The sequence below is a fragment of the Pseudovibrio sp. JE062 genome, from assembly GCF_000156235.1.
Lineage (GTDB): Bacteria > Pseudomonadota > Alphaproteobacteria > Rhizobiales > Stappiaceae > Pseudovibrio.
The window spans coordinates 193,995-205,670 of record NZ_DS996807.1 but is presented as its reverse complement, the minus strand read 5'-3'; the positions used below and the strand labels follow the sequence as shown (position 1 = coordinate 205,670).

Below are 11,676 nucleotides of genomic sequence, written 5' to 3'. Positions count from 1 at the left end.
CTTATCCCGTTGCTTCGAATTAACCGAGGGTCTTGACGTAAGCGTCCAGTGCAGCTTTCAGCTTGTCAGTCAAATCGGCGTCGAGTGCCTTCTTCTCCCAGATAGTGGAAAGAAGGTCAGCATGTTCTGCACGCAGGAAGCGCAGCAGGCCAGCTTCAAATTCGCGGACGTCGCTTACTGGACGGTCGTCCAGGTAGCCGTTCACACCTGCGAAGATAACTGCAACCTGTTCTTCCGTCTTAAGCGGGGAGAACTGAGGCTGTTTCAGCAGTTCGGTCAGGCGTGCACCACGGTTCAGAAGCTTCTGAGTGGTTGCATCCAGATCAGAACCGAACTGCGCGAACGCAGCCATTTCACGGTACTGAGCCAGCTCACCCTTAATCGGGCCAGCAACCTGCTTCATAGCTTTAACCTGAGCGGAAGAGCCCACGCGAGAAACTGAGAGACCCACGTTAACCGCAGGACGGATGCCCTGGAAGAACAGGTCAGTTTCAAGGAAGATCTGACCGTCGGTGATGGAGATCACGTTGGTCGGAATGTACGCGGACACGTCGTTTGCCTGAGTTTCGATCACTGGCAGCGCGGTCAGAGAACCGAGGCCGTGGTCTTCGTTCAGCTTCGCAGAACGCTCGAGCAGACGGGAGTGCAGGTAGAACACGTCACCTGGGTACGCTTCACGTCCTGGTGGACGACGGAGCAGCAGGGACATCTGACGGTAAGCAACAGCCTGTTTGGACAGGTCATCGTAACCGATCACAGCGTGCATGGAGTTGTCGCGGAAGTACTCACCCATTGTGGTACCTGCGAACGGCGCCAGATACTGCAGAGGTGCAGGATCGGATGCAGTTGCAGCAACAACGATGGAGTATTCCAGAGCACCAGCGTCTTCCAGAGCTTTAACGAACTGAGCAACAGTTGAGCGCTTCTGGCCAACTGCAACGTAGATGCAGTACAGCTTGTCGTGCTCGTTGTCAGATGCGTGCAAAGGCTTCTGGTTCAGGAAGGTGTCGAGGATGATTGCGGTTTTACCGGTCTGACGGTCACCAATCACCAATTCGCGCTGACCACGTCCGATCGGGATCAAAGCGTCAATCGCTTTCAGACCCGTGGACATTGGCTCGTGAACGGACTTACGAGGCAGAATGCCTGGTGCCTTCACGTCAACGCGGCGACGTTCAGTAGCTTCGATCGGACCTTTGCCGTCGATTGGGTTACCGAGTGGATCGACAACGCGACCCAGCAGACCCTTACCTACTGGAACTTCCACAATAGCGCCGGTACGTTTTACCGTGTCGCCTTCTTTAATGTCACGGTCGTTACCGAAGATAACAACACCGACATTGTCAGTTTCAAGGTTCAATGCCATTCCCCGGATACCACCTGGGAATTCAACCATTTCACCTGCCTGGACGTTGTCCAGACCGTAAACGCGGGCAATGCCGTCGCCTACGGACAGAACTTGACCAACTTCAGTCACTTCAGCTTCTTGGCCGAAGTTCTTGATCTGGTCCTTGAGGATAGCGGAAATTTCCGCGGCCCGAATATCCATCAGCCGACCTCTTTCATCGCGAACTTAAGAGAGTTAAGCTTGGTACGCAGTGACGTATCAATCATCCGGCTGCCGATCTTCACGATCAGACCACCTAGAATGGATGAGTCCACCTTCACTACAATCTTCACGTTCTTGCCCGTAGAAGCGTTGAGTGCTTCTTGGAGAGCAGCGACATGCTCAGCAGTCAGTTCCGTTGCAGAGGTTACTTGAGCAGTAACTTCTCCACGTTTTGCAGCGAGCTGCGCACGGAAAGCCTGGATCATGCCTGGAACGGCGAAGAGGCGCCTGTTTTGGGCAACCAACTTCACAAAATTTGCGGTCAGGCCAGAAATTCCGGCCTTTTCCAAAATAGCAGAGATCGCCTTTGTTTGGGCGTCTGCACTAAAAACGGGGCTCTTGATAAGACGATCAAGATCAGCACTCTCGTTTAAGAGTGCCTCAAACTGGTCGAGACCCTTCTCCACCTCTGCCGTCGCACCCTGCTCCTCAGCAAGGTCCAACAGCGCAGAAGCATAACGCAAGGCCACGCCTGAAATGAGAGATACGTTGTCAGTCACTGGATCCGTGCTCTCCCGCGCATTCAAGATTCTGGCGGCTGGCTCGCCGGAAATCCAAATCCTTGATAAGTCGCGTCTAATTCAATTTGAATGGCACAATCTGAGATAACTGTGCCGATAAAGCCGCGCTTCGCATAGCACACGCGTGACCGCCTTGCAACATGGCGTAGGTATTCCAACGCATACATTGAGGTGCCAAACTTTCTGCGCAGCACTACATGAAACTTTGGGGGTCAACATCAACCTGCACTCTGATACCGCCGGTTGGCTTGGGTGCAACAGACAACCAGTTTCTCAGAAAGCCTTGTAAATCAACACTCCGGGGCGCGATTGCCAACAAACGGAAGCGATATCTGCCCCTCACAAGAGCCATTGCAGCCTCTGCCGGACCGAGGATTTGGACGCCTTCTGAACTAGGACTATTTACTGCAAGAGATTTAGAAAATTTTTCGGTGAGCGATCTGTCAGGCCCCGAAATAATCAAAGCAGCGAGTCTGCCGAACGGGGGCAAGCCAGCGTTTTCACGCGACTCGATTTCCGCAGCGTAAAATTCCTCGGGATTTCCTGAGAGAAGTGCCTTAATTACGGGCTGATCAGGGTTGTAAGTCTGAAGCAAACCGCGACCTTTTCCGTGTATTCGGCCTGCACGTCCTGTCACCTGCGCAAGAAGTTGGAAAGTGCGCTCTGCTGCTCTTGGATCGCCATTTGCGAGGCCCAAATCAGCATCAACGACCCCTACAAGGGTCATTAGTGGAAAGTTATGCCCTTTTGCGACCAATTGGGTGCCGATAACAATGTCGACTTCCCCCTCTTCAACCAGCTTCATTTCGCGATTTATGCGCTCTGTGCCGCCCGGTAAGTCAGAGGAGAGAACGAGCACCCGCGCTTCGGGAAATAACGCTGAGACATCTTCAGCAATTCGCTCCACTCCAGGACCGCATGCAACGAGTGAATCGGAGTTGCTACATTCGGGACATTTATCCGGAATAGGCTGTGAATAGCCGCAGTGATGGCATACAAGCTTGCCCTTAAAGCGGTGCTCTACAAGCCAAGCTGAGCAGTTTTCACAATGGAACCGATGGCCGCAGGTTCTGCACAGGGTCAGTGGGGCATAACCCCTACGGTTCAGAAACAGCAGAACCTGATTACCATTGGTCAGCGTTTGCTGGATTTCGTTGACCAATGCGGGAGCCAGCCACTTGCCTCGTTCGGGTCCATCACAGCGCATATCGATGCCTTTAATGGTCGGCATTTCCGCACCGGAAGCACGCTCTGGGAGCACGATTTTCGTGTATCTGCCCAGTTTCGCATTTACCTGACTTTCCACAGATGGTGTTGCACTGGCAAGCACCACAGGAAAACCAGAGATATGCCCTCTAACAACGGCCATATCCCTAGCGTTGTAGGGAACGCGGTCGTCTTGCTTGTAGGCTGTATCATGCTCCTCATCCACGACGAGCAAACCTAGCCTGTGAAAAGGAAGGAAAAGTGCTGAGCGCGCGCCGACAACGACCTTCACTTCGCCGTTTGCGACTCCGCGCCATGTTCTTGCGCGTCGTTTTGGGGGCACCTGGGAGTGCCATTCGGCGGGTCTGACGCCAAATCGGTCTTCAAATCGATTCAGAAATTGGGTCGTGAGCGCGATTTCCGGAATGAGGATCAGCGCCTGCTCATTATTTTTGAGAGTCTCGGCGACGGCTTCGAAGTAGACTTCGGTTTTCCCCGATCCTGTCACCCCATCAATAAGAAAGGCCTTGAACCCTTTGCCGATGGCTTTGCACAACTGATTCGCGGCGCCTTGCTGAAGATCTGTCAGCTTTCGGCCCGGCAAAGTTGGGTCAGGATCCGGCAATGGCGGCGTTGCAGGCAGCATGGCTTCTTCCAGAACGCCCTGCTTTTTGAGCCCATCGATCACCGAGGAGCTCACGCCAGCCGCACCAGCCAGTCCGGGACGGGTCCACGCCATGCCGTTTTCGACCAGTTCCATCACCTTGGAACGGGCCGGTGTCATACGGTCTGGCTGCATACCGTCGATATATCGAACACCGGAGAGCAGCGGTTCCGGTTCCAGAGCTTCTTCGGAGCGCAGCACCATGCGCAACACCATGCCGGGTGCGCCCAGCGTCCAGGCAGCAACCCAGTCGATGTATTTCCTAAGATCTTCAGCAATTGGGGGCGTGTCGTAGACATGCAGGATGCTTTTCAGCTTCTTGGGATTAACCTTTGTATCCGGTTCGCCATCCCAAACCGCGCCAATCACTTCACGCGGGCCAAGAGGCACTCGCACGATGGAACCGGGGCGTACATCCATATCTGCCGGCACTTTATAGGAATAAGCACCTGCGACTGCGACGGGGACCAGTACAGGGACTATCACCTCAGGCTCGCACATCTGGCTGGTGCCGAAAAACTCGTGTTGCTGACTCACGAAACTCTATTCCTTGTTGAGCATCTGCGGGTTTTAAGGCGCATTCTTATCCGAAAACGAAAGAGCGTGTTTTCTGAATACGCTTTAGCGGGTTTTACTCTTGTTGTTTCTATGCACTCTGGGCTAAACACATACCGGAATTCACCCCCTAGGCCTCCGATACCCTACGAGAGGCTGCTATGAAATCAGGAGCCTTTCTGGCATGAAATTCTTCGTTGATACAGCTGACACCAACGAAATTAAAGAGCTGGCTGCAACCGGTCTTCTCGATGGTGTTACCACTAACCCATCTCTTATCATGAAATCCGGTCGTCCAATGAAAGAAGTCATCGCAGAAATCTGCGAGCTTGTGGATGGTCCTGTTTCTGCTGAAGTTGTTGCAACAGACGCAGAAGGCATGCTGAAAGAAGCTGAAGAGCTGATCGCGATTGCAGACAACATCTGCATCAAGCTGCCTCTGACCCTGGAAGGCCTGAAGGCTTGCCGCGTGCTGGCGAACAAAGGTGTTCAGACCAACGTGACCCTGTGCTTCTCTGCAAACCAGGCTCTTCTGGCTGCAAAAGCTGGCGCAACCTTCATTTCTCCATTCATCGGCCGTCTGGACGACATCAATGTTGAAGGTCTGGACCTGATCGCTGAAATCCGTCAGATCTACGACAACTACGGCTTTGGCACTGAAATTCTTGCAGCTTCCATCCGTACTGCAAACCACGTGAAAGACTGTGCGCTGATCGGCGCTGACGTTGCAACCATTCCACCAGCGACCCTAAAGGGCCTCGTGAAGCACCCACTGACAGACAAAGGCCTGGAAGCTTTCATGAAAGACTGGGCTGCAACCGGCCAGAGCATCGTTTAAGCTCTTTATTCGTCGCACATAGCGATGATAAAAAGCGCAGGCCTTCCGGTCTGCGCTTTTTTTGTTTTATCGTGCAGACAAATCAGCCAAACCCATCAAAATTCAAGCTTACGATAATATGTCCGAGAAGATCCTGATAAGCGCCTGTTTGCTGGGTGAACCAGTTCGCTACAATGGTAGTGGCTTATTTCTGGAAAGTACCCTGCTCTCTGAGTGGAAGACTGCTGGCATTCTTGTGCCGCTGTGTCCTGAAGTCGCCGGGGGCTTTCAAACTCCACGACCTCCAGCCGAGATAAAAGCAGGCCAACAGGGCATCGATGTGCTTGAAGGCAACGGCAGCATTTATGAAAACACCGGGCGGGATGTCACCGAGCAGTTTCGGCTCGGAGCTGACTTAGCTGTAAAGACCGCCCTTGAAGCAGGTTGCCGTTTTGCATTGCTGACAGATGGCAGTCCATCCTGCGGGAGCTCATTTATCTATAGTGGCCACCACGATGGGAAAACACGTTCCGGGATCGGTGTTGTAACTGCTGCTTTGCGCCATCATGGTGTCGAGGTGTTTGCTCAGCATCAGATCCATGAGTTGGCCGAGCAGTTGCGCCGCTAAACGTTCGGCGAAGGATTTAAGAGCGCGGATGCCTCACTCTTTTCCCGCTTTACGATGCATGTATTGCAATCCATTCCGTCACAAGCCGGAAGTACTTTGCGCGTAAATCACGCTGGTCTTGAGGCAGGCTCGAGACAAGATCTGCTTTCAAATCAATTATGTTCTCCGTAGCCGGGTATTCACGCTCAGCAACTGATGCAAGCGCGGTATGATTTGAGCCACTCCAATCGTGGTTCACCTTGAAACCGAAGTTCGCAAGTTCATCATGCCAGGTAGCATCCAGATTGAGCCATTTCCCCTGCTCTAACACCCGCACATAGTGGTGAAAGTCCGGCACGCGCTCACGAGTAGCGATTGCTTTGAGCTCTTTCGGAAAACTTCCATGAATAGGTGTGCTCTCGTTGAAGTAGGTGAACATCGTGATGATCTCGGCCTGATATCCAGCTTCACGGAGAAAGTCTCTCAGCAGAATATGCTTCCCCGAGCAGGAACCAACGTTGCTTGTATAAACAGCCTCTGGATCTCGGTTGCCAGTTGAACCGTATGGGATGTTGCGCACGTGGTGATAAATCTGCGGAAGAGACCCTAAGCTATTCTCCCACATAATTTTCTGCAGAAATTCTTTGTATTTCCTCACTTAGCTGTCATTGCTCCCTATTAAAAATAAGAAGCAGCTAGTATTTCCCGAAAAGCCTCACAAGCAAAGCCTTAGGCTCTGTATTTTCGCTAAGCACTGTTTCCCTCCCCTTCATCACCCTCGGCAAGGTTCACACCCATTCATTCGGTCAAAGTGGAACGGCACAAACCAGTATCCACCGCGTCAAACAGTGTTGGCAGGAGTTTCTTAACGCTCCCGCGCCAGCTTCTGATGGTGATCTCGAAAGACCTCTTCATGCGTAAACTCATCGTACTCTTCGCTGCCCTGCTGTCTTGCTTCTGGGCTGCTTCAGCTTTTGCTGCACCACCAACCAGTTTCTCTCAGGCCAAGCGCTTGTTGGAAAAGCATATTTATCCATCAGAAGAGTATCGTGAGACCTTCTATTGCGGTTGCTCCTATAATGGAGAGAAGCAAGTTGATGCAGACAGCTGCGGGTATGAGCCTCGTAAGAATGCCAAGCGCGGTAAGCGGATTGAGTGGGAGCACATCGTTCCTGCCTCTCGCTTTGGCAAAACGCGCGCTTGTTGGACAGAGGGTGATCCGGCCTGCACCACCAAGAAGGGCAAGGCTTACAAGGGTCGTCGATGCTGTTCCAAGGTGGATGAAGAGTTCAAACGCATGGAAGCCGACCTGCACAATCTGGTCCCAGCGGTTGGCGAGTTGAATGGTGATCGCTCCAACTTCCGCCTCGCTGTGATTGAAGGGGAAGATCGGACTTACGGCGCCTGTGATTTTGAGATTGACCGGGAACGAAAAGTTGCCGAGCCAATGGCTGAGACACGCGGGGATATCGCACGGATCTACCTCTACATGCAGGAGACCTATGGCATGCCGTTGACAGAGACAGAGGTGAAGATGTTCAACCAGTGGATGGCTGAGGATCCAGTCTCAGAAGAAGAGCAATTGCGAGATGCGCGTATTTTGGAAATTCAGGGCAACACCAACCCGCTTATCTCGGTAGGTTTCTAACCCGCCATCAATTTCACTTCCTACCGTCATAATTGTGTACCGACACATCATCTACCCTAGGGTAAGATGTTATGACGCTGGGAGGGTACAATGGCAGTTCAAACCGAGAATCTGAAATTCCTCGTTGGTCCGAAAACAGTCCTCGATCATTTGCCGGATAATCCGCTGGATGATCTGGAGGGCGAGATTATTGCGTTTATCGATGCTGCAGTGCGAAGTCTCGACATAGCAATTCAAGAAATAGACAATAAACGCATAACCAACGCAATAATTAACGCAAAACGGCGCGGCGTGCGGGTGCGAGTGGTATCCGAGGCGGATTATCTAAGCGTGGATGAGCCTGCGGATGACCCGCATACCAGTGACCCTCGTGTTGAGAACGAGGTGAACCGCCAGCTTCATGCGGCGCTACTGCGTTCCAAAGTGTGGGTACGGACGGATTTTAACCCACGGATATTCCATCAGAAATTCATCATTCGTGACGGCAATGCTGTTCTGACCGGCTCCACAAACTTCACGGAGACCGGCACGCATCGCAATCTGAACCATCTTCTTATCATCAAGGATGAGAAGGTCGCTGACATCTTTGAGCGGGAATTCAGGGAGATTAAACGCGGAAGATTTGGCCGCTACAGCGTGGATGAGAATGAGTCCGAAAACACACCGAAAGAGGTGGTGGTTGACGACATCCGCGTGAAAGTTTGCTTTGCGCCGGACCATGCGCCGGAGATGGAAGTCACGAAACAGATGACGAAAGCTAAGGAACGGGTGGACTTTGCGATCTTCACCTTCTCCAAAAGCTCCGGCATTGATGATGCCATGTTGCTGCTGATGGAAGCAGGAAGACAGGTGCGCGGTGCTCTTGACGCCCGGCAAGGCGGGCAGGATTGGGCCGCGACGCAGCCTCTTGCAGAAGCTGGCGCTGATCTGCACTTCGTTCGCGGATCGAGCCGGATTGGCAAGCTGCATCATAAGCTTATGGTGATTGACGATAGCATCATGATTGTTGGCAGTTTCAACTACACTGGCCCTGCGAACCGGTTTAATGACGAGAATATCGTTGTTCTGGGGGATTCCGTTGCCCCAACGGAGAACCAGAAACGGTTTGCGATGGCGGCACGGCAGGAGATTGACCGGATCATCAGCGACCACGGGGAACCAATCGTGATCGACTAAATCTGCTCAGCCATTTCGTAAAGGCGTGAATGTTTATCTTTTGGTAACCATTCAGCCAGATTTGGCGCTTACACTTGGCGAATGGCAAATTCCCTGGATAGCGGCGAAGACTTACTCATCATCTGCAAACCAGATGTTACCGCAGCGATTGAAGACTGGATTGATCATCTTGGCTCCGAACGGCGACTGGCTGAGCGGACACTGGAAGCGTATGAGCGCGACACGCGTCAGTTCCTGCGTTTCATGACCAGCTATGAGGGTGAGCCAGTTGCTCTGCGGCATCTGGAGTCGTTGAAACCAAAAGACTTTCGCGGCTTTCTGGCAACGCGTCGGAAAGACGGCGCGCAGACGCGGACGCTTGCTCGCGGTCTGGCTGGTATTCGCTCGTTCCTCTCGTTTCTGGAGGAGCGCGGCGAGGTGAATGCGGCCGGTGCTGCAGCGGTGCGTACGCCGAGACTTCCCCGCAGCTTACCCAAGCCTATCCCCGTTGAGGAGGCCAAAGCTATCGTCAGCAGCGATCTGGCTTTCGAGGATACTCCCTGGGTTGAAGCGCGCAATGCTGCGGTGTTTACTCTCCTGTACGGCTGCGGACTTCGCATCTCTGAAGCGTTGTCTCTGACACCGGCGACGGCACCGAAAGAAGGCGATAAGTCTTTGAAAGTGCGCGGTAAAGGTAATAAGGAACGGCTTGTTCCGGTTTTGCCTGTGGTCGTTGAAGCTATTGAAGCTTACAAAGATCAATGCCCCTATGACCTTTCAGCGAACTCGCCCCTCTTCCGCGGTGTTCGCGGTGGAGCGCTCAACGCTCGCATGATTCAGCTGGCCATGCAAAAAATCCGCAGTGCACTTGGGCTTCCGGATACGGCTACTCCCCATGCATTGCGCCATTCCTTTGCGACGCATTTGCTGTCTGAAGGCGGGGATTTGCGGAGCATTCAGGAGCTTTTGGGCCACGCAAGCCTTTCTACCACGCAGATTTATACGGAAGTGAACAGTGCACAGCTGTTGGATGCCTACGACAAAGCACATCCGCGCCGTTGATAGGTTGTCCCCCTCCTCCACATCGCCTTGATCTCCTCCGGCAGACCCCTTAGGTTCAGAGCTGTGAAACGGGGTGCCCGGCACTTGTGTCGTGGCTGAGATCATACTCGATGAACCTGATCTGGATAATTCCAGCGAAGGGAGCACTCACACCGTGTTGGGGGACAGTTTCTTCTGGCAATATGCCAAGGCCCTGACACCAGCTCTCTTTCGCACAACAAGACCGAGGATAAAAATGGGTCGTGTCGAAAGCGCTTGCGCAACTCTTTCCGCAATTCGTGAAAACAGTCCACTCGTCCATAACATGACGAACATCGTGGTGGCGAACACCACTGCCAACGCCCTGCTGGCGATTGGTGCTTCTCCTGCCATGGTAGATGGACCAGAGGAAGCCCCTGAACTTGCAAGTGTTGCAGGGGCATTAGTGGTCAACGTAGGCACCGTTACTCCTGCGCAAGCAGAGGCGATGAAGCTGGCAACAGCTGCAGCTCACAAGGCTGGTCGTCCATGGGTGCTGGACCCGGTGGCTGTCGGCGCCCTCACCTTCCGCACTAAACTTGCTGCTGAATTGCTGGAGAATAAGCCGAGCGTCATTCGCGGTAATGCCTCTGAAATCATGGCACTTGCCGGTCAGGGTGCAGGCGGAAAAGGCGTTGATAGCACGGATAGCTCTGAGACTGCTCTGGCTGGTGCGAAAGAGCTGGCGAAACAGACTGGTGCTGTGGTTGTTGTCTCTGGTCCGGTCGACTTCATCACTGACGGCACGCGCACTGCTGAAGTCGCCAACGGGGATAAGATGATGCCATACGTGACTGGCCTCGGCTGCACGGCAACGGCCCTCACTGGCGCAACGCTCGCAGTTTGCGATGATCCGTTTGATGCTGCAGTCGATGCAATGGTTTTCCTCGGTGTAACTGGTGAGATTGCTGCGAAAGATACCGCAGGACCAGCAAGTTTGCAGTTGGATATCATCAATGGTCTCTATCAGCTGAACGGTGATATCCTCAATGCAACAGCTCGGGTTGAGATGCATGAAGCCGTTGCTTGATCTTTCCGTATATCTAGTGCTGGGGCCGCAAGACTGCCCTGGCCAGGATCCCGTCAACATCGCAGTCGCAGCCGCTCAAAACGGTGCTACTGTGGTGCAACTGCGCGATAAAACTGGCAGCACCAAAGAGCAGATTGAGCTGGCAGAACGGCTGATGCAGGCGCTTAAACCGCTCAATGTGCCTTTGATCGTCAATGACCGTGTAGATGTTGCGCTGGCCGTTGATGCCGATGGTGTTCATGTTGGACAAGATGACATGAACGCCACTAAAGCGCGGGAATTGATCGGGGCAGATAAGCTGCTTGGACTGTCGGTGAGCACTCAGGATGAGCTGGACGCTGCGGACATTGCAGCCTGCGATTACCTCGGCATCGGCGCATGCTTTCCGACCAACAGCAAAGATGATGCAGCTGATGTGGGGATGCAGAACTTTGCTGGCTTAACTGCTCAATCACAGCTGCCTGTTGTTGGGATTGGCGGAATTTCTCTTGCCAATGCGGATCAAGTGATCAAAGCTGGGGCTGATGGTGTTGCTGTCATTTCAGCAATCTGTGGGGCACCCAGTGCTGCGGAAGCTACGCGCAAGCTTCAGGAAATCGTCAAAAGCGTAAAAGACCTAGGGTGATAGGATAAAACACGCATTTACTCCTCACAGAGCCCATCTACATTGATATATGAGAGAACTGAAGTTTGGTGCATTCATTGAGTTCATGCAAATCGCTCCAAGCTTTTGTTTTAAACGCATCACCAGTGTTTTCCTCTGAGGTGCGTTTCTGGCGGGGGG

At 53.1% G+C, this 11,676-nt stretch carries 11 protein-coding genes and 1 riboswitch; of the genes, 7 read left to right on the top strand and 4 right to left on the bottom strand.

Going from position 1 to position 11,676, the window contains the following annotated elements; all coding sequences use genetic code 11:
• Positions 1-19 precede the first annotated feature (19 nt).
• The 3 genes from atpA to PJE062_RS08470 all read right to left on the bottom strand — a co-directional run bounded on the left by atpA (position 20) and on the right by PJE062_RS08470 (position 4,501).
• Positions 20-1,549: a F0F1 ATP synthase subunit alpha gene (gene atpA, locus PJE062_RS08480; protein WP_008548515.1), complete on the bottom strand. Its 1,530-nt coding sequence runs from the start codon at positions 1,547-1,549 to the stop codon at positions 20-22.
• Positions 1,549-2,109 carry a F0F1 ATP synthase subunit delta gene (locus PJE062_RS08475; protein WP_008548376.1) on the bottom strand — a complete coding sequence of 187 codons (561 nt, stop codon included), beginning with the start codon at positions 2,107-2,109 and terminating at the stop codon, positions 1,549-1,551. The genes atpA and PJE062_RS08475 overlap by 1 nt, the downstream gene beginning before the upstream one ends.
• Before the next feature lie 214 nt (positions 2,110-2,323).
• Entirely contained in the window at positions 2,324-4,501 is a 2,178-nt protein-coding gene (locus PJE062_RS08470; protein ID WP_037036388.1) for a primosomal protein N', read from the bottom strand.
• A 238-nt stretch (positions 4,502-4,739) separates the two neighbouring features.
• Here PJE062_RS08470 and fsa point away from each other — a divergent pair, with 238 nt between their 5' ends.
• Positions 4,740-5,393, top strand: a complete 654-nt coding sequence (gene fsa / locus PJE062_RS08465; RefSeq protein WP_008548819.1) for a fructose-6-phosphate aldolase — start codon at positions 4,740-4,742, stop codon at positions 5,391-5,393.
• A 118-nt stretch (positions 5,394-5,511) separates the two neighbouring features.
• A complete protein-coding gene (locus tag PJE062_RS08460) occupies positions 5,512-6,000 on the top strand; it encodes a DUF523 domain-containing protein (RefSeq protein WP_208982220.1) in 489 nt (162 codons plus the stop codon).
• Positions 6,001-6,049: 49 nt separating this feature from the next.
• Here PJE062_RS08460 and PJE062_RS08455 read toward each other — a convergent pair whose 3' ends face one another.
• Complete coding sequence (locus PJE062_RS08455; RefSeq protein WP_037036387.1) at positions 6,050-6,604, bottom strand: transglutaminase domain-containing protein; 555 nt, start codon at positions 6,602-6,604, stop codon at positions 6,050-6,052.
• Positions 6,605-6,892: 288 nt separating this feature from the next.
• On the opposite strand from PJE062_RS08455, the gene PJE062_RS08450 reads away from it, so the two are divergent.
• The 5 genes from PJE062_RS08450 to thiE all read left to right on the top strand — a co-directional run bounded on the left by PJE062_RS08450 (position 6,893) and on the right by thiE (position 11,517).
• Positions 6,893-7,627, top strand: a complete 735-nt coding sequence (locus PJE062_RS08450) for an endonuclease (protein ID WP_008548485.1) — start codon at positions 6,893-6,895, stop codon at positions 7,625-7,627.
• 90 nt (positions 7,628-7,717) lie between these two features.
• Positions 7,718-8,803, top strand: coding sequence for a phospholipase D-like domain-containing protein (locus tag PJE062_RS08445; RefSeq protein WP_008548429.1), 1,086 nt, complete (start codon positions 7,718-7,720; stop codon positions 8,801-8,803).
• A gap of 81 nt (positions 8,804-8,884) precedes the next feature.
• Positions 8,885-9,844, top strand: coding sequence for a tyrosine recombinase XerC (locus PJE062_RS08440; RefSeq protein ID WP_008548504.1), 960 nt, complete (start codon positions 8,885-8,887; stop codon positions 9,842-9,844).
• Positions 9,845-9,903: 59 nt separating this feature from the next.
• Positions 9,904-10,004: riboswitch (TPP riboswitch) on the top strand.
• Positions 10,005-10,079: 75 nt separating this feature from the next.
• Positions 10,080-10,892: a hydroxyethylthiazole kinase gene (gene thiM, locus PJE062_RS08435; protein ID WP_008548321.1), complete on the top strand. Its 813-nt coding sequence runs from the start codon at positions 10,080-10,082 to the stop codon at positions 10,890-10,892.
• The gene (thiE, locus tag PJE062_RS08430; protein ID WP_037036386.1) at positions 10,876-11,517 is read left to right on the top strand and encodes a thiamine phosphate synthase; all 642 of its coding nucleotides are present in this window, start codon (positions 10,876-10,878) and stop codon (positions 11,515-11,517) included. Before thiM ends, thiE begins: the two co-directional genes overlap by 17 nt.
• Positions 11,518-11,676 lie beyond the last annotated feature (159 nt).